The organism is Sediminibacterium sp. GW821-FHT12F12 (assembly GCF_058806635.1).
Genome location: NZ_JBXAPW010000007.1, coordinates 46,116 through 65,377, shown reverse-complemented (window position 1 = coordinate 65,377; position 19,262 = coordinate 46,116). Strand labels below are relative to the sequence as shown.

The following is a 19,262-nucleotide window of genomic DNA, read 5'->3' as shown; positions in this document are numbered from 1 at the left end:
ACTACTGAAAACGATGTATTGTAAAAACCATTCGTCATAAATTCGGTAAAGGTGTTATAGTGTCGGTGAGGCGGCTATTTGGTAAAACTTCCCGCATCTACGTCTTTGATGAATTTGATCAGTCCCGGGAAATACGTAGGCTGATCATCCCACATACTGCCATGGCTTCCATTCGGACAAATCAGGCTACGCCCCTGTTGCACCTGTGTGGCCATCCATTTCATATGCTCCGGATCCATAGTATCATGTTTTCCGCCGATGGTAAGGGTTGGTACTTTGATTTTGGGTAGGTCTTTGCTCCGGTCCCAATTGGCTAAGCGACCGGAAATGCCAAACTCCGAGGGACCCTGCATCATCGTATATATTTCTCCGTTCATGTGAGGGAACGCCCTTTGCACGGCATTGGGCCAGGGTTTTACCCGGCAGAGATGGTTTTCATAAAATCCTGTAAGTAATTCCATGTATTTCGGATCTGTATATGCTCCCCTGGCTTCCATGGCCCGCACGCTGTCTACTACAGCCGGATCCATTTGTTTGGCAAGAACTTCTTTTGCGTATTTGCCGTACTCCGGACAACTACTCATCATATTACTGATAATGAGTCCTTTGATATTATCCTGGTATTTCAAGGCATATTCGGTAGCGAGTATCCCGCCCCAGCTATGGCCCAGCAGATAAAAATTGTCTTTATTCATGCCCAGCGCTTTTCGCACCTGCTCTACTTCTTCTACAAAACGTTCGGTTGTCCAGAGACTGCTGTCTTTTGGCTGGTCACTGAAATAGGAGCCCAGCTGATCGTATTCGTAAAACTCAATTCCTTCCTGCGGAAAAAAACTTTCAAATGATTCGAAGAATTCGTGTGTGCCACCGGGGCCACCATGTAATAACAGGACTTTGATTTTTGGATTGTTCCCAAAACGTTTGGTCCACACATTGAATTTCCCAACAGGGGTTTCAATGGGGATCAGTTTTACACCACCGGTCTGGATGCCGGAATCAACAATGGCGTGATATTCTTTCAGGGATAGAGCGTTGGTGTCTGTTTGTTTGCAGGCAAACAATAGCAGTACCAGCCCAAGCAGGGGAAGCATTGGTTTCATAGCAGAATAGTTTATGAAACCTAAGTTATCCAATAATTGATTAACGACCCATATAAACCATCAGGATCTGCACATCGCTCGGGTTTACACCGCTGATGCGGCTGGCCTGGCCAAGAGTGGCGGGTTTGATTTTTTTAAACTTCTGCAGGGCTTCGTTAGAGAGCGCATTTACTTTATCATAATCAAAAGCTGTTGGAATGGCCATGTTCTCGAGCTGACTCATCCTGTCAACGATCTCCTGTTCTTTTTCTATATAGCGTTCGTACTTGATCTGGATCTCTGCCTGTTCAAGCGAGTCTACCGTATATGCTGTCATCGCCGTTTCCAAAGCAGGAACCGCTTTCATCAGCGAAGGCAGATCTACGTTAGGTCGTAGCAGCAGTTTCGCGATTTTTTGCTTTTCTGTTACCGGTGCCGATCCGATGGAAGAGAAATAGGGGTTTACCTGCTCTGCTTCTGCGCTGGTTTCAGACAGGGTCTTTTTAATAGCACTCACCTGATCCTGTTTCTGTTTTACCGCAGTCATCCTTTCTTCAGAAGCCAGACCAAAACGGTGGCTGAGCTCTGTTAAACGTAAATCTGCATTATCCTGGCGTAGTAATGTTCTGAACTCTGCCCTGCTCGTAAACATCCGGTAAGGTTCTTCGGTTCCTTTGCTGATCAGGTCGTCAATCAATACTCCTATATATGCTTCACTTCTTTTCAGAATCAAGGGCGCTTCGCCTTTGGCGTTCTGGTGTGCGTTGATTCCGGCCATCAATCCCTGACAGGCGGCTTCCTCATAACCGGTGGTTCCGTTGATCTGTCCGGCAAAGAAGAGGTTACCCAGTATTTTGGTTTCTAAAGAATATTGTAATTGGGTAGGTGGGAAATAATCATACTCGATGGCGTAACCTGGACGGAAAATCCGGACATTCTCAAAACCCGGAACAATACGAAGGGCTTCGTATTGAACTTCTTCCGGTAAGGAAGTGGAGAATCCATTTACATAGATCTCAACTGTATTCCATCCTTCGGGCTCAACAAATAGTTGGTGTCGGTCGCGGTCTGCAAATCGGTTGATCTTGTCTTCGATACTTGGGCAATATCTCGGACCAATTCCCTCAATCCTTCCCTGGAACATCGGACTTCTGTCGAAGCCGGTTTTCAAAATATCGTGTACTGTATCATTGGTATACGTGATCCAGCAGCTGCGCTGTGCTTCGGGTTTGATGCGGGGTGTATTGGTATAAGAAAAACCAACGATCTCCCCGTCGCCTTTCTGTTCTTCCATTTTGCTGTAATCAAGGCTGCGGCCATCAACCCTGGGCGGGGTTCCTGTTTTCAGGCGGTCGCTTTCAAAACCATATTCCACCAGTTGTTCGGTGATACCGGTAGCTGCTTTTTCGGCTACCCTTCCACCGCCAAACTGCTTCTCTCCAATATGTATGATGCCGTTTAAGAAAGTGCCACTGGTAACCACAACCGATTTAGATCTTACCTCGTGCCCCAGTCCGGTAACCACCCCACAGGCTTTGTTTCCTTTGATGATAATGGAGCGAACCATGTCCTGGTAAAAATCCACGTTGGGTGTTTTCTCCAGCATCTCTCGCCAGGTGGCGGCAAAGAGCATCCGGTCGTTCTGGGTTCTCGGGCTCCACATGGCGGGCCCCTTGCTGCGGTTCAGCATCCGGAACTGGATAGTACTCAGGTCGCTCACAATCCCACTGTATCCACCCATCGCATCTATCTCCCGAACGATCTGTCCTTTGGCAATTCCACCCATAGCAGGGTTACAGCTCATCTGGGCAATGGTCTGCATGTTCATAGTGATCAGCAATACCTTGCTGCCCATATTGGCGGCAGCGGCAGCGGCTTCACATCCGGCGTGACCGGCACCAACAACAATCACATCATATTCTGGAAACATAGGCGGCAAAGATAAATCAGGCTTGCTGGCCTGCGGAGAATTTTCTGAGGATTTCCCTTTCTAATAAAATACTGGCAAGGGGCATGCCTTCGTTCAGACTGGCCAGTTCCTCTCTGCTTAAACTACCGATGCTTTCGAGCTGTTCTTTGTGTTGGTTGATAAAGTTCTCAATGGCAGGGAACCCCCTGTTACCCGTAACTTCTATTAAACGGATTTTCTCCAGCATTTTACTACAGAGGGCCAGGCCGGTTTTCTCATATAGGCGAGTGAAATAGGCTTTTACGGACAGGAGGTGGATCGTATTCTCCGGACTCTTTTCCTGGTCAATCGGTTCTACCCGCATATTGATGAAGCTCCAGCACAGATAAAGATCCTCCTCCACCGAATAATCAAAGTAAGTGGCGGGCAGGATATGGTCGAACTGCCAGGCTTTTCCAAAATTATCCCAGTTCAGCTCTGCAGTAAACTGGCACTCGAACCATTGCCGTAGCGTAGCATTATCTAAACCAAAATAGTGGGCATAGGACTCACTCGGCAATTTTTCCAGTACATACCTTCTATAGGCTAATTGCCATTTCCTTTTCTCCCGGGTGCGGAGTAATGCATCGGTTACTTCTTCTTCTGGGGTCCATCTTTTTCTGGCCATACCCAAAATTAATATGTTCCGGGGTGAAACTGGGATTCGTGGAACTCTTTTTCAAATCAATGTTCCGGGGTGAAACTGGGATTCGTGGAACAAGTGGCTATTGTAGGCAGGCAAAGTCCTGCACCAGAAACCATTGATCCTTACCGTACAGAGCCGAACCAACTCCTATTTCTCTCAAGTTGGCATCTAATAATGTCTTCCGGTGGCCCAGTTCGGGTAGACCAATATCTAAATAAAGTAACACCACCGATAAAAGAATGCTCTGGCTACTAAGGGAGATATTCTCATTGGCGCATCTGCGGATACCGGCCAGCTTCATGCGGGTACCAAACTCGGTTCCATTGGTGGATGTGTGTCCTGGTCGGGCATTTTTACCTGCAATATCAGCCGCATGCGCCTGGGCGGTTTTAACCAGTTGGGCATTGAGGGTAAACATGGGCAGTGAGCCTACCCGACCCAATATTTGCTCTAAACTCCTGGCTTCCTGTTTATCAAGGCTGGGAAAAAGAGCCAGAATGGGCGCCACGGCACTGTCCCAAAATTGTTTGGGGTTGTTCCTGCTGTAATTGGTCCAGTAGAAAAGGTCCTTTGCTTCTTTGGATAATAACGAATACCCGGGTTGGGAAAGGTTCCACCGGTCTACGGCTGCATCGCGCGTAATAGGTTCGGGAACCTGTTTAGCTTCCAGTTCCACCACCGACAGCTGTGAAAAAGAAAAAAAGGGAATAAGGCAGAAAAGAAAGGCCAGGGTTTTACGCATGCAAGAGCTGTTTCTCAAATAAACGTAAATACTGGTCCTCTTTCTTTCGCATCAGGGCAATTTCACTTTTCTTTTTGTCTTTGTACCCGCATAAATGCAGGGCACCATGAAAGATCACCCGTAATACCTCTTGCTGAAAGCGGGTGCCCAGGTTGGCGGCATTGTCTCTGACACGATCGAGACTGATATACACTTCTGCTTCTACAGGTGCACCTTTCTCAGACAGACCGAAAGTGATAATATCTGTGTAATAATCATGCTGCAGAAAATCGCGGTTCATCTGTAGTAAAAAAGCATCTGAACAGAAAATATACGTGATCTGGCTGAGAGCTATTTTCTCCTTCTTAAAAATACCGGCCACAAAGGCTTTGATGGTGTTTTTACCAGGCAATAAAAGGCGTTGATCGGCGTAACGGAATTGTACTTGTGACATAGTTGGGTATTACTCCAAAATTCGTAACAAAAACGGATGCTACCGCTTTACCTTTAAATATTAATCAGCCGAAATGAAACGATTGTCAGATTTAGCCGTTGGTCAGCATGCAGTGATTCATTCGTTCGAGAAAGACGATATTTTTATCAAACTGATGGAAATGGGTTGTGTTCCCGGAGAGCAGGTAAAAGTGGAACAGATCGCTCCTTTGGGAGATCCCATCTCCATATCGGTGGCCGGTTATCATCTCAGCCTCCGCGTTAACGAAGCACATAGTATCTTTGTAGAGTTATCGTAGTTTTTGTAACTATTTGAATATCAACATTTTAGATGAAAATCGGTTTATATTTTGGTTCATTTAACCCCATTCATATCGGCCATCTCATCGTGGCCAGTTATGTAGCCAATCATACCGATACACAGCAGGTCTGGTTCGTGGTATCGCCGCAGAACCCTTTAAAGCCCTCTTCTGTTTTATTAAACGAGTACCACCGCTTACACCTCGTACACCTGGCGGTGGAGGAAGACCTGCGGTTGAAAGCGTCTGATGTGGAATTCAAACTACCCCGCCCTTCTTATACCATCGACACATTGACCTATCTGCAGGAAAAATATCCGCAACACGAATTTTCGATTGTGATGGGCAGCGATAGTTTTCAGAACCTGCCACGCTGGAAACATTTTGAATTACTCGTAAAAAACTATTCGTTTATTATTTACAAACGTCCGGGGTATGAGATCACTGAAACCTGGAATGCCAAACATGTTGTGCTGAATGCACCACTCCTGCAATTGTCTGCCACAGAGATCCGCGATAATATCAAACATAATAAAACCATCCGTTACCTCGTACCCGAAAAAGTGCGAGAAGAGATTGAGCGGAATAGTTATTACAAGTAAACTGTTGTGCTATTAAAAATTACCCCGATAGTCGGGATTTCTTGTCGCTCAAGGCCGCTGGGCCCCGTCCCTGTTTCCGGGCTGCATTGGCCTCTGATCAGATCTGCTTCGCATGATCTGATCTGTCTTCGCTTCGCTTGACACCGAACCCAATGAGGCCCGTCCACAGGGACTGATTAGAAATTTTTCATCGAACACCCTGATGCGACGGTCTTTATTCTGCTAATAAAATAGTACAAGGCTTTATAAGTGAGCATCGCCGAAATAATACGATTCACCCGTTCAAATAAAATACAAGACACCACTCATTTTCATCAGCAGATTATAATAGATTTAGCTTCTATAAAACTGCACTGATGAAAATCCAACTGCTTTCTTTTCTGCTCTGCTGCACCGGTATGGCAGCGGCCCAATCTTTAACGGTTGAAAAAATCATGAAGGATCCGAAATGGATCGGCACTTCTCCGTCTAACCTGGTATGGTTGCAGGACAGCAAGACCGTTTTCTTTAACTGGAACCCACAGGGAAATATTGCAGACTCTGTATATGCGGTGGCAGTTGGTGGCGGCGAGCCCCGAAAAACAACTTATGCCGAATCGCAGAAAACCAATGCGCTCAGCAACGCTGTATATAATAGCAGCTATACATTAATGACATATGCCTATCGTGGAGATCTGTATCTCGTTGATCTGAAAACAAGTAAGACCACCCGCATCACACAAACAGAAGAAACCGAATCGGCGCCGCGTTTTCTGCAGAAAGACGAATGGATCGTATATACCCGTAACCAGAATCTATATGGTTGGCATATACCCTCGGGCATCACCCAACAGTTAACCAATATTACCCGCGGATCCGAAACTGTAACGGCCCCTGCTTTTGGTGGCGGGGCACAACGAGGCGGCGGTTTTGGCGGCGGCGGTGCTGCCCGTGGTGGTGCTGCCACTGCGGCAACCGGTACTCAGGAACAATGGTTACAACAGCAGCAATTAGAACTGCTCTCTGTACTGAAAGAACGCAAACAGAAAAGAGACGCCCGGACAGATTTTTTGAAACAGAACAAAGACACGGATACCTTAAAACCGATCGGAATTGGTGATAAACAATTACAGGGCTTGCAGATCAGTCCGGATGGAAGATTTGTAACCTATCGTTTATACCAGGCACCCAGCTCCGGAAAAAATACCATCGTTCCGGATTATGTTACCGAAAGCGGATTCACCACCGATATTCCGGGAAGAACCAAAGTGGGCGCACCGCTTGGTCGCTATGATTTTTATGTATTCGATAAAAGCAGGGATACGCTGATGCTCGTGGGCACCGATTCTATTCCGGGTATCACTGATGTGCCGGATTATGTAAAAGACTATCCCAAAAAATTCAGCAACCGCCGCACACCGGTAAGGGGGGTGATGATTGGCGGACCGTACTGGAACGAATCGGGCAGTTATGCCGTGGTAGATATCCGCTCGCAGGATAACAAAGACCGCTGGCTGATGCAGCTGGATGCCGCTACCGGAAAACTGAGCCTCTTAGATCGCCAGCGCGATGAAGCCTGGATCGGCGGTCCGGGTGTTAGTGGATTTGGTGCCCGCCTGGGTTGGGTGAACGAAAACCAATTTTATTTCGAGAGCGAAGCCACCGGGTACGCACACTTATATATATATGATCTCAACAGCCACACCAAAAAAGCCCTCACCGAAGGAAAGTACGAAGTGCAGGCCGTAGAGCTGAGCCGGAACAAACAATATTTTTACCTGCTTACCAACGAAGAACATCCCGGCAAACAAAACTGGTACCGCATCAAAACCGATGGCAGCAAAAAAGAAAAGATCACTTCGATGGAAGGTGGCTATGAAGTAAGTATGTCGCCCGACGAAAAATGGATCGCGTACCGGTACTCTTATACCACCAAACCCTGGGAACTCTATCTCCAGGAAAATGCTCCCGGCAAAAAACCAACTCAGATAACCAATAGAGGAATGAGTGATGAATTCAAAGCCTATGCCTGGCGCGATACCAAAGTGATCACCATCCCCGCGCGCGATGGGGCACAGATCTATGGAAGGGTATTTGAACCGGCATCCGGTAAAAAGAACGGCGCTGCCGTGATCTTTGTGCATGGGGCCGGTTACCTGCAGAACGTGCATTACTGGTGGAGCTCTTATTTCAGGGAAACCATGTTCAATAATTTACTGGCCGATCAGGGGTATACCGTAATAGATATTGACTACCGCGCCAGCAGTGGTTATGGCCGCGACTGGAGAACGGGTATCTACCGGTTCATGGGCGGAAAAGACCTGGACGACCATGTAGATGCCGCCAAGTTCCTGGTGGAGAAATATGGGGTAGATGCCGGCCGCATTGGCATCTATGGTGGCAGTTATGGTGGTTTTATGACGCTGATGGCACTGTTTACCACACCAGATGTATTTAAAGCCGGTGCCGCTTTGCGACCCGTAACAGACTGGGCGCATTATAATCACGGTTATACATCCAATATCCTGAACGAGCCGTATAACGATAGCCTGGCGTATGCACGTTCTTCGCCTATTAATTTTGCGGCCGGACTGAAGAACCACCTGCTCATCTGCCATGGTATGGTAGATGTGAATGTGAATTTCCAGGATGCGGTGCGATTGTCGCAGAAACTGATAGAACTAGGCAAAGATAATTGGGAATTGGCCCCCTACCCGGTAGAGGACCATGGTTTTGTAGAACCCAGCAGCTGGACCGATGAGTATAAGCGGATCCTGAAACTGTTTAACAGGACCCTATTAAAATAATACCGTACTTGCCATTGTGTAAAGTCCGATTATGAAAAGAACTTTTTTTGCCATCCTGTTTTTCTGTTGCCCCCTGGCTACTGTATTGGCGCAGGGCGGCAAAAAGAAAAGTCTGGGCATGATTGAATACATAGTGAACGCGGCTGTGAAAATACAGACGGTAGACAGCGTGGTTACCCGCGATGGCAAAGAGGTTTCGTATGGGGGATATGCTACGGGTTTGTTTTTTCTGTTAGAATCCAATAAGGGAAAAGTACCCACCATCATTACCACCAAAACCGCTATTGCTGCGGCCCAATCGGTTACTTTCTTTTTTCTGGATGCAGATACGGCGGGATTGCCGGTGTACGGAAACCTGCGGCCGGTAACCATTGCGAGGAATGAACTGGCCATTCTCTTTCATCCGGAAGCGGAGGTGGATCTGGCGATGATCCTGATTAACCCCATCCTGGATTACCTGCAGAAACAAAAAATCAAGATCAGTTATCATAACCTGGATGAATCACTGATCCCCAACGATTCCGTGATGAATACCCTGAACGTGATCGATGATCTGTTGATGATTGGCCACCCGGCCGGGATAAGACCGGAATTGAATGGCGTTCCTTTTGTAAAAAAGGGCGTGAGTGCCACGCCGATGTTTCTCGACTATCAAAACAAAAAAGAATTCATCGCAGATATTCCGGTGTATGATGGGTCAATCGGGGCGCCGGTAGTATTGTATCTGCCGCTTAATCACAGCAACCGCTTTGATCAGCGAACGCCTACCCAAAACGTGTTATTGGTGGGCATCAATTATGCAGCTTTATCGGGAGGCTATCGTCAAAAAACGATCCCGCATTTGCCCCATGTGTTAAGCGGTCGGGAACAGGAACCGGCTGAAAAGATGTTTGATGCGGCCATTATCATTAAATCACAAAAAATACGCGACTTCAAAAAAATGCTGGAGGCGCTGAAAAAAAAGTAGGGCCAAACATCTGAACAAACCCTCTTTTACTCTTTCTCTCTTTAGCTCTTAGTGAAACATCCTCCACAATCATCAGCATCACCAATTGTCCGGAAGGGTTCGCTAAGAGTGGATAAGAGAAAAAGAGGGGAAAAGAGATCTGCGGAATTTACCCTACGCAAATAAACTGTGCTCTTGTGTGAGAAATAAAAAAGGGAGACAATCAAATGGTCTCCCTTTATATAAGATGTGTTCGCTGTTATCGGTTCATCGACATCAGGAATTCTTCGTTGTCTTTGGTTCCGCGCATCCGCTTCAGCAATTCGCTCATCGATTCTTCTGTATTCATATCGTTGATAAAGAGGCGGAGGATATTCATGCGCTGCAATACTTCTTTGTCGAGCAGCAGATCGTCGCGGCGGGTTGAAGAGCCGGTAAGATCGATGGCAGGGAAAATGCGTTTGTTGGCCAGGCGGCGATCGAGCAGCAGTTCCATGTTACCGGTACCTTTGAATTCTTCAAAGATCACTTCATCCATTTTACTTCCTGTTTCGATCAGTGCGGTAGCGAGGATGGTTAAGGAACCACCATGTTCAATTTTACGGGCGGCACCAAAGAACTGTTTGGGTTTCTGCATGGCATTGGCTTCCACACCACCGGATAATACTTTACCGGAAGCGGGTGCCACGGTATTGTGTGCACGGGCCAGACGGGTAATGGAATCGAGCAGGATCACCACATCGTGTCCGCACTCCACCAAACGTTTGGCTTTTTGCAGGGCAATGGCCGAAACCTTTACGTGTTTTTCTGCGGGCTCATCAAAAGTAGAGGCGATCACTTCTGCACGAACGCTGCGCTCCATATCGGTTACCTCTTCCGGGCGCTCATCGATCAACACCACCATCAGGTAACATTCCGGGTGGTTGGCTGCAATGGCGTTGGCCACTTCCTTCAGCAACATGGTTTTACCCACTTTGGGTTGCGCCACAATCAGTCCACGCTGACCTTTACCTATTGGGGTAAAAATGTCCATGATACGGGTACTGTAGTTATTGGAAGTAGTGAACAGGTTCAGTTTTTCGAAAGGGAACAGCGGGGTAAGGTAATCGAAGGGTACGCGGTCGCGCACTTCATCCGGACGTTTACCGTTGATGCTGTCTACCTTTAATAAAGCGAAATATTTTTCACCTTCTTTGGGCGGACGAACGGCTCCGTGTACGGTATCCCCGGTTTTTAAACCAAAGAGTTTGATCTGTGAGGGAGATACGTATACATCATCCGGTGAGGACAAATAGTTATAATCGGAAGAGCGTAAGAAACCATAGCCATCGGGCATCATTTCCAGCACACCTTCTCCGAGGATAACACCTTCAAATTCAATATTGAAAGCGGGTTCTTTTCGTTGTTGTTGTTTGGCCGGGTATTGGTGCTGGGGCGCATCGGATGCGGTACCGTTTTCGCCGGGTTGGGTAACTTCGCCGGAAACAGTTGTTTCGGGAGTGGTTTCCTGGTTGCCCTGTGGTTGTCCGCCATCGGCATCTACCGGTTGGGGACGGTTATCTGTTTTGCCTTTGCGAACCGGTGCTTTTTTAGGGGCGGCTTTTTCAACAGGTGCTGGTGCAGGGGCTTCCTGCATTACTTCTGCTTCTTCGGTACCGTTGGTGGTTTTTACCGTAACGGGTTTGCGGGGGCGCGCATTCTTTTTCTTGGGATCTTCCTTGGTTTCGCTGGCCTGTAATGCCTGGCTATCCAGTATTTTGTAAATAAGACCCTGTTTGTCAAGCTTTTTAGCTCCGCTGATGCTCAGTTGCTCAGCAATGTCCAGCAACTCAGGCAGGAGCATGTCATTTAATTGCAAAATGTCGTACATAGAAATAAAATCTGTTAATAGGGGAATTTCAATTTGTCAAGGGTTAAATCCAGTCTAAGGAACTTTGGAACTCAGATCGGGTTGTGATTTGTTTTGAGCGGAAAGAGAGTAAACAGGTTGTGTCGAGAGCTAAGTGAAGACCGAACCGGTTTGGTTTCCAGTGCAATGTTAAGCCAGTTTTTCGGAAAACAAGCAATATTTTCCTGATTTTAAGGGTAGAAGGCTGTTAAAATGCTGTTTGGAGGCTTGTTTGGTTATCTTTGCCATTCGAAAAATTGGCGGATTGGCGGATTACGGATTGGCGGATTAACATTTCCGGTTTGTAAGCTGGCTAGCCCCTCACATTCAGCAATAGAGAGATGACATTCACTCATCCACTCATTCACTCATTCACTCATTGAAGTAAGACATGTTTAACAAGAGAGTTAAGATCAAACAACTGCTGGCAACCGGTGCAGTAGAACAGGAAGTAACCATTATGGGTTGGGTACGCACCTTCCGTAACAACCAGTTTATTGCGGTAAATGACGGCAGTACCAATGATAACCTGCAGGTAGTGGCCACACTGGGCGAATTTGATGAAGCCCTGCTGAAACGCCTTACCACCGGCGCTTCGGTAAAAGTGGTGGGTAAAGTGGTAGAGTCTGTAGGTAAAGGGCAGAGAATTGAAGTAAAAGCCGCCAGCATTGAGATACTGGGTGATAGTGATGCGGAGAAATACCCCCTCCAACCCAAAAAACACAGCCTGGAATTTTTACGCGAGAAAGCGCATCTGCGTTTCCGTACCAATACCTTCGGATCGGTGTTTCGTGTGCGGCATTCGCTGGCGTTTGCGGTGCACCAGTTCTTTAACGAGAAAGGGTTTGTGTATCTGCATACGCCCATCATCACCGCCAGCGATGCGGAAGGTGCGGGCGAGATGTTCCGGGTAACCACATTGCCCATGGATAACCCTCCGCGCAGCGAAGATGGTACGGTGAATTTTAAAGAAGACTTTTTTGGCAAAAGCGCCAACCTTACCGTGAGCGGTCAGCTGGAAGGCGAGCTGGGTGCCATGGCATTCAGTGATATTTATACATTCGGTCCTACGTTCCGGGCAGAAAATTCCAATACCACCCGCCACCTGGCCGAGTTCTGGATGATTGAACCCGAAGTGGCGTTTAATGACCTGGAAGACAATATGAACCTGGCGGAAGAGTTCATCAAATACCTGATACAGTATGTGATGGACCATAACCGCGATGACCTTGAATTTCTGGCCCAGCGCCTGGCCGAGGAAGAGAAACAATTACCGCAGGATAAGCGCAGTGAGCTGGGACTGATAGAGAAACTGGAATTTGTATTGAACAACGAGTTTCAGCGGCTCACTTATACAGAAGCCATTGAGATTTTGAAAGAGAGTAATCATAATAAGAAAAAGAAATTCCAGTACCTGGTAGAAGGATGGGGTGTAGACCTGCAGAGTGAGCATGAGCGTTACCTGGTAGAGAAACATTTTAAAAAACCGGTAATCCTGACCAATTATCCCAAAGAGATCAAAGCCTTTTATATGCGCCAGAACGATGATGGCAAAACCGTGGCCGCCATGGATATTCTGGCACCCGGTATTGGTGAGATTGTTGGCGGATCGCAAAGGGAAGAGCGGCTCGACAAATTGGAGCAACGCATGAAAGAAATGAATATTCCCGCCGAAGAACTGAGCTGGTACCTGGATACCCGCCGTTTTGGAACCGTGCCGCATGCTGGTTTTGGATTGGGTTTTGAGCGGATGGTATTGTTTGTAACCGGTATGACCAATATCCGCGATGTGATCGCTTTTGCGCGAACGCCGAATAATTGTGAGTTTTAACCCACCCCCGGCCCCTCCCTACCCGGTAGGGAGGGGAGACGAGCGCAGCGATGTCGGGGTGGGTTAATTTTTTTTGTGGATAATTTCTGAATATAAGCCTACGGCCCTATATTTGCAGCCCCGAATAGGGAAACCGATAAAACAGTAATTGCGAATTACTAACTACCAATTACTAATTAAAAAGGTGCGGTAGCTCAGTCGGTAGAGCAAAGGACTGAAAATCCTTGTGTCGCCGGTTCGATCCCGGCCCACACCACTTTTTAGACAAAAAAGTGCCTGTAAATGAATAATTTACGGGCACTTATGTTTTTAGCGGGGACATTATTTGGGGCAAAAAGTAATGATGCTTGGTGCTATAAGTAAATAGTTGGGTGCGAGAAGCTAATAATCAGAGGGGTTCTAAGATCTGCCCTGCTTTTACCCTCTGGCTTTATAACTGTCATTATTGACTACTGAAAAATCCACTACCCGCCTTTCGTCTTTGAGTGTTATAATAGCAGCATTAGCTGTAAGTCTCGCAATGATTTCCATAACTGTTTGATTTAAGTTTGAATTAAAAATAATTCGTAACTATATACAATCGGGGACTAAACTAAATTCAGTTTTCTTACCTGTTCTGTCTATCCTTTGTTGTATATATGCGTAAGTGTTTTCATATCCTTAAGGTTTAAAAGTCGAAATTTGGGCGCGTTTGATAAATCAGGCGTATCATAAAAATTATATCAGTTGCCAATCCGATAAAATCGTTCAGAAATAACCATGCCCCTTGAAATTCCTGTTTATAGCAAAGGCAGAAAATGCAGCTAAAATGTGTTGACATTGTAAGAAGGTGCTGAAAGGACGGGCTAATAAGCAGTTCTGTGATATTACATGCAAGGATGCAGATCACAACGCAGACCTTGCAGATGGAAAAAAAGCTACAAACGGGTTCTTAAAATTCAGGGCAAAAATCGGAACGTACCAAAGGAACCGCTTGGTGAAAAAAAATCCATAGACATCATATGGATACGTTGATTGAGAAAGTGATTGATAAAGACCACCCCACATAAAGAATAGAGAGTTTGTTAAATTTTTTTTTTCAATATTGACTATAGTTACCATGAGGAAGCGATTGGTATTGTTAAAATTTCAAGGCTTTTGATTGGACGAAATAAAAAAAAGAGAATGGGATTTTCCGCAAATGTCAAGACAGAAATATTGGTGCTATGTGCTAGGTATTGTTGTGTGTGTCATAAACCCAAAGGGCTCAATATTGAAGTGCATCATATAGTACCGGAAGCAGAAGGAGGTAGTAACACTATTGACAATGCAATCGCATTGTGCTTTGATTGTCATGCAGCGGCTGGCCACTATAACGACAGGCATCCCAAAGGATCGAAATTTTCTCCAACCGAATTGCGCAAGCACAAAGAGAACTGGTTCAGGCTGGTTGAGACCAACGGGATCACGGAGCCGAAAGAAACATTTGCAGAACTTGTATTGAAAGATCCCTCGCCCGCTGTCTTCCGACCTGTCTTTATAGAAGAGCGAACCAGTTTTGAAAACAGGAACTTCTGGAAGGATACGTTTTCCTTCATTGGTAAGGATTTCATGGAATATTTTGAACAAACTAGAAAAGAGAATGCCGGGCTATTCAGGGATCCGCATTACGATGCCATCCAGACTTACGATGATTATATTGATTTTATGAACGGTGCTCATATCCAAATGAAAGAGCCCGAACCGTATGAAGGATGCCAGCCTTTTATTTTTGAATTGTCGCGGTTCATGAGAGAAGGCAAAGTTTATTATAAAAGCAATGTCGTGCTCAACCTTCGTTTTGTCAACTATGGCCCGGAAGTCCTCGAAGATTATAAACTGTACCTGCATTTTGACAATGTGGTGTCAGTGGACAGCGTTACTAAACGAAATTCTATTTTCGATCAGCACAAATACAGCTATAATGTTTTTCATGTTGAAGGTAATACACTGGAATATTTGCCGGACAGACCGGTGCTGGTGCAGAACGATGGAGTTTTGCTTGATGCCATCTGTTTCAGAGCCAGTCATAAAGCAAAACTGGTGAACATTCGGTGGGAACTGTTCGCTCGTAATTTTCAATTGAGTGGAATCTTATCACTCAATATGAAGCCAAAGATTATCAAACGTCCGACAACGCGGTATGTAGATAATAAGGAAGGAATGAAAGATGTGGTAGTGATCAGACCCGAGCTGGAATTTGATTTCAAATAGATCTGCCGCTGATCAATGCAGAAAAACCTAGCCATCATTTTTTGTATCCCGGTCTATCCTGTCATAGTAAACAGTCATCACTTCGTTCAGGGTAACTTTCTCCGTTTGATCCAGATCGAGTGTTTCAGTCTTGATTTCCTTTAATCTTTTGTAATCGTCAAGAACGAAGCTTGGGTGAATCTCGATATGCAATGAACGGGCGGGGTCGTGGTTCGCTGCATTGATTTCAGTAATGGGCAGGAAAAACTGCAAAGTGACGTTGGCAAAATTCATCATCAGACAGAACTCCGGAAATTCTTCATTGTCAACTACAACCTGTTTAGCCCGGAACAGGTTGGCGGAAGGTGTGCCGAACATTTTTCCTTTCATTACGTAACGATACAGTGTCCAGTGTTGCACGTTATTATGAACAGGGTGATCGGCTTTCAGAAAATCCAGCAAGTGCGGATTTAATGCGCGGTCTTTTTCAGGCATCAGTGAAATGCCTATTTTCAGCAATACCTTATAGACTGAAAAAGGAATAAAAGGCCTTGTGCGGAAGGTCATACGAACCGATTTTTTTTCATAGTCGTACACCATGTCGGAAAGATTGGTGCCGATATTGAATATGCGGTTGTTTCCTTCTACGCGTAAAGTAGAGGTTTGTTGATCCGGTTTTTTTCTCGACTGAAAAACAGGTATTCCTTTTTTGGTTTTGACACCCAACATAGACAGGAATGGCTGCACAAAAGTCGCGGTTTGCGTTTCATGAAAATTAAACGCGGAATTACAGATATCGCATTCGTGATTAGAGAGAATATTATTTCTACCAAAGAGTTCGGGCACCAGGTGAGGCTTGAGTTGAAAACTCACTTCGGGATAAGACCTGCCGCAGAAAATGCAGGATTTATTTTCGGGTGATTTGCAGTATGAGACTTTAAAGTCATCCGACGATGCGGTTGGATCGTAGAAGTCATAGAAACTTTTGATATGGCTATCGCTATCATTTTGATCTGCAGCAGGGACTGACATTGACATAGATTTTTGCCTTTAAAATTCTTCACGATCCGTGAAGCGAATACAATCCACAGCTACTTTTTTGATATTGCCTCTTTCATCTTCCACCAAAGCGACGGTCTTGGCAAAATGGCCTGTATTGCCCCCGCCTAAGAATGGGGCATCTGCGAAGGTGTGAAAATAGCCATCGAAGGCTTCTATCCGGTTGAGATCCAGTGTGTGCGTCATGACCTTAACAGGCCTTAAATATTCTTTCATGCTTATCGTATTAGTATGTTCATGATTTACGGATTCGATCAGTTGGGTTGCAGGCCAGTTCCATGTCGGGAATTTATCCTTCAGTGTACCATAAACATCATTGGGAATTCTTGTCCCGCTATACCCGTCATGGCCTTTACCGCTTTGGTTGATAGAAAAAATTTCATTGCTCTTTTTATACACATGCAGGTGATATTCTCCTGTATGGTTATGCGGCTGGTGTTTGTTATACGAATACTGGCCGACAAGGTGGGTGCCCCGATGATTGGCTTCCGTCAGAACCTGTTCTCTTGTATCATCAAAATCATGGATGAAAACGGTGTAGTTTCCTAACTGTGCTGTTATCAGATTCATATCAATTTACTTAATTACTATAAAAACGAGTGGTTTCTGCAATATTGTCGAGGGAGAAACTCTAATTTAGGATAGTTTTCTGAGTACTGGAAATCACAACCTTTTAAACTCGGGAACTATTCTTTTTATGATCCCTGTTAGATAGTTTTGGATGAATATATGTTGTACCTGAAACTGAATCCTATGAAAGGTCTTTTGGAAAAGTATGGAAGCTATGTTGTTGAGCCTGGAACCATTTTATTTCGCAGGGCCGCTGTCACGGATTATTTCGACAGTATGTTTTTTGGTTTTGACGTTGACGGAACTTGTGCCAGCGGTCTGTTTACCTCAGAGGTTCAGCAGTGGGAAGTTGTCAGACCGATACAGTCGCTTTTCATGGTGAAGGGCGTGACCAAAGGGAAAATGGTCAGATCAGCGATTGTAGAGGTTTATAATTCTTTTTTTCCCGGCGATCCAATGAAAAGTGGTGATGATGTGGACCTCAAAAGAAAAAAGTGCCCGCAACGTGCTATGCTTTTTCAAAAGCTATGTGAAAAAAATATTTATAGCTGGACAACTTCGGTGGAAGACAAAATCAGCATGGAACTCTGTTTATTCGGTTCGGCTGCACTTAACGAATCGCTGGTAAAGTTTGGGCACATCATCTCTAAAAATAATGCGTGCTATGATGAGCATGATTCTTTCAGGCGATCTGAATTGGATCATCTTCCTGTTCTGCCAGCAGAAAGTTAGCGGATCGAAGCGATCTTATCCGGGTCGATCAGTTCATAGATCGGTCGGAGTCTTTCATAAGGACCACCATAACCCAAGCCACTTGAATTTTGACTCTTGTTTTTTATTTCATTGAGCTTTGCTTTGAACTCATCAGCAGTACTTACTTCAAAAAGCAACTTGACTTTTTCAAAATGCCGTGCAGAAATCATGCGGTCGAACAGAGAGAATTTGAAGTCTTCCCTGTAAATGTAGGTTCTCGGAAACCATCTTATTGCTTTGAGTACACTTACATAATAGATCAGTAAGTCGGCATCGATCAAATGATCTTTTGTATAGTTCTCTGGGATGCGTTGAATCATGATATGCGCAGCGGGGCTGGCAAAATTTTGAGAAAGCGCCCTGCGGTAGTAATCATCCAGCACTTCTGTATGCTGGAAGAATTCATTGACTGTTTTGGGTTCTGTTGTGTAATGGTATCTATCTGAAATAAAGTAGGGTGTATACAGCAGCTGCTCGATGAAGGAATATTTTTCGAGTTTGATCCCTATTGCAACTAGGTAAATGAAAATCTCCTGGGCGCAGAATTTATAATGTTCAAACTCTGCAGTGGACCAGCTTGATCTTTGGTCCTGCGGATACTTTAGCGCAGGGAGTTTTTCCAAAAAATGAATGATGAGATCCATGTCAAAGTCCTCACCCGTTTTCAGCAGTTTCTCAATAAAGGCGATCAGGTCATTACGTAAAGGTGTATACGCATGTATCGCATCCTGAATGGCTTTACCCGCAGCCATGATATCCTTGCCACTCGCTACCGCTTTACATTCTTTGAGGTTATTGAAAAATTCGTCGAGAAAATCACCCAGCAACGGATTGATCCTTTTTGGATTTTTAGTAACTTGTCCCTCGAAACTTCTTAAGATAGAGGTCGTTCTGAAAGTCGGTGCACTATCCTCCAGCAGGTAAGAAGGGATTTTTCCAAGTTTGGGTTTACTGTGTGCCGGTTTTTCAAGGATGTTCCGAATCAGTACTTCATATTTATCTTCAAATTCGCCTTCGTCTGAAAAATCGATAAAGATTCTCCCTGCAAGGAACGCGGGTAAATAAGGCTTGCATTCATCGTCTTTTTCTGTAACGATTGGTATAAATTTTTCCTGGGATACATTTTCATAAATGGCTGGACTGATGATCTGTGTTTCCGTGCCTACTCCACCAGCCCGCTGGTCGGCTTTCTCGGCATATTTGCGGTCAAGAATCAACAGCACTTTTTTTATCTCTTCCGATTTGACCATCGATTCCATGAAATGGAATTTGTCGTGCCCCTCTTTTAAATCCCATTTGTCAATTGCCACATCGACGCCATCCTGCATTAATCTTTGTGCAAGACCTACTACCCATTCTTCATGAGATGGCTTTGACCAGCTATAGGAGATAAATATTTTCGTCGTTTGCTGCATAAATTAGGGTTATTCTGCTGCTAAAATAGTTAGTATTTCCCGAAAAAAGTTAACT

At 45.4% G+C, this 19,262-nt stretch carries 16 protein-coding genes and 1 tRNA gene; 8 read left to right on the top strand and 9 right to left on the bottom strand.

Features of this window, described 5'->3' with window-relative positions:
* Positions 1 to 74: 74 nt before the first annotated feature.
* From AC1RNB_RS11505 to ybeY, 5 genes are all read right to left on the bottom strand, one after another.
* Complete coding sequence (locus AC1RNB_RS11505) at positions 75 to 1,100, bottom strand: proline iminopeptidase-family hydrolase (protein ID WP_493082899.1); 1,026 nt, start codon at positions 1,098 to 1,100, stop codon at positions 75 to 77.
* A gap of 40 nt (positions 1,101 to 1,140) precedes the next feature.
* Entirely contained in the window at positions 1,141 to 3,009 is a 1,869-nt protein-coding gene (mnmG, locus tag AC1RNB_RS11500) for a tRNA uridine-5-carboxymethylaminomethyl(34) synthesis enzyme MnmG (protein ID WP_493082897.1), read from the bottom strand.
* A gap of 16 nt (positions 3,010 to 3,025) precedes the next feature.
* Positions 3,026 to 3,655 (bottom strand): hypothetical protein, encoded by a 630-nt coding sequence (locus AC1RNB_RS11495; protein ID WP_493082895.1) that lies wholly within the window; start codon positions 3,653 to 3,655, stop codon positions 3,026 to 3,028.
* 97 nt (positions 3,656 to 3,752) lie between these two features.
* Positions 3,753 to 4,415, bottom strand: a complete 663-nt coding sequence (locus AC1RNB_RS11490; RefSeq protein WP_493082893.1) for a CAP domain-containing protein — start codon at positions 4,413 to 4,415, stop codon at positions 3,753 to 3,755.
* Positions 4,408 to 4,848, bottom strand: a complete 441-nt coding sequence (ybeY, locus tag AC1RNB_RS11485) for an rRNA maturation RNase YbeY (protein WP_493082891.1) — start codon at positions 4,846 to 4,848, stop codon at positions 4,408 to 4,410. The genes AC1RNB_RS11490 and ybeY overlap by 8 nt, the downstream gene beginning before the upstream one ends.
* A gap of 73 nt (positions 4,849 to 4,921) precedes the next feature.
* Here ybeY and AC1RNB_RS11480 point away from each other — a divergent pair, with 73 nt between their 5' ends.
* From AC1RNB_RS11480 to AC1RNB_RS11465, 4 genes are all read left to right on the top strand, one after another.
* Entirely contained in the window at positions 4,922 to 5,146 is a 225-nt protein-coding gene (locus tag AC1RNB_RS11480; RefSeq protein ID WP_493082890.1) for a FeoA family protein, read from the top strand.
* A gap of 32 nt (positions 5,147 to 5,178) precedes the next feature.
* Complete coding sequence (gene nadD, locus AC1RNB_RS11475; protein ID WP_493082888.1) at positions 5,179 to 5,748, top strand: nicotinate (nicotinamide) nucleotide adenylyltransferase; 570 nt, start codon at positions 5,179 to 5,181, stop codon at positions 5,746 to 5,748.
* A 356-nt stretch (positions 5,749 to 6,104) separates the two neighbouring features.
* Positions 6,105 to 8,534, top strand: a complete 2,430-nt coding sequence (locus tag AC1RNB_RS11470) for a S9 family peptidase (RefSeq protein WP_493082887.1) — start codon at positions 6,105 to 6,107, stop codon at positions 8,532 to 8,534.
* 31 nt (positions 8,535 to 8,565) lie between these two features.
* Positions 8,566 to 9,501: a hypothetical protein gene (locus AC1RNB_RS11465; protein WP_493082886.1), complete on the top strand. Its 936-nt coding sequence runs from the start codon at positions 8,566 to 8,568 to the stop codon at positions 9,499 to 9,501.
* 238 nt (positions 9,502 to 9,739) lie between these two features.
* Here the strand turns inward: AC1RNB_RS11465 and rho are convergent, their stop codons facing one another.
* A complete protein-coding gene (gene rho, locus AC1RNB_RS11460) occupies positions 9,740 to 11,323 on the bottom strand; it encodes a transcription termination factor Rho (protein WP_493082884.1) in 1,584 nt (527 codons plus the stop codon).
* Positions 11,324 to 11,759: 436 nt separating this feature from the next.
* On the opposite strand from rho, the gene asnS reads away from it, so the two are divergent.
* From asnS to AC1RNB_RS11445, 3 genes are all read left to right on the top strand, one after another.
* Positions 11,760 to 13,199: an asparagine--tRNA ligase gene (asnS, locus tag AC1RNB_RS11455; protein WP_493082883.1), complete on the top strand. Its 1,440-nt coding sequence runs from the start codon at positions 11,760 to 11,762 to the stop codon at positions 13,197 to 13,199.
* Positions 13,200 to 13,382: 183 nt separating this feature from the next.
* A tRNA-Phe gene (locus AC1RNB_RS11450) sits at positions 13,383 to 13,455 on the top strand.
* A 968-nt stretch (positions 13,456 to 14,423) separates the two neighbouring features.
* A complete protein-coding gene (locus tag AC1RNB_RS11445; RefSeq protein WP_493082881.1) occupies positions 14,424 to 15,431 on the top strand; it encodes an HNH endonuclease in 1,008 nt (335 codons plus the stop codon).
* Between the two features lie 27 nt (positions 15,432 to 15,458).
* On the opposite strand, the gene AC1RNB_RS11440 is transcribed toward AC1RNB_RS11445, so the two are convergent.
* Together AC1RNB_RS11440 and AC1RNB_RS11435 are read right to left on the bottom strand one after the other, a co-directional pair.
* Positions 15,459 to 16,442 carry a hypothetical protein gene (locus tag AC1RNB_RS11440; RefSeq protein WP_493082879.1) on the bottom strand — a complete coding sequence of 328 codons (984 nt, stop codon included), beginning with the start codon at positions 16,440 to 16,442 and terminating at the stop codon, positions 15,459 to 15,461.
* Positions 16,443 to 16,460: 18 nt separating this feature from the next.
* Positions 16,461 to 17,039: a hypothetical protein gene (locus AC1RNB_RS11435; protein WP_493082878.1), complete on the bottom strand. Its 579-nt coding sequence runs from the start codon at positions 17,037 to 17,039 to the stop codon at positions 16,461 to 16,463.
* A gap of 183 nt (positions 17,040 to 17,222) precedes the next feature.
* Between AC1RNB_RS11435 and AC1RNB_RS11430 the strand changes: the two genes are divergently transcribed.
* Entirely contained in the window at positions 17,223 to 17,771 is a 549-nt protein-coding gene (locus AC1RNB_RS11430; protein WP_493082877.1) for a hypothetical protein, read from the top strand.
* Here AC1RNB_RS11430 and AC1RNB_RS11425 read toward each other — a convergent pair.
* A complete protein-coding gene (locus tag AC1RNB_RS11425) occupies positions 17,768 to 19,207 on the bottom strand; it encodes a toll/interleukin-1 receptor domain-containing protein (RefSeq protein ID WP_493082875.1) in 1,440 nt (479 codons plus the stop codon). The genes AC1RNB_RS11430 and AC1RNB_RS11425 overlap by 4 nt on opposite strands.
* Positions 19,208 to 19,262: the final 55 nt, after the last annotated feature.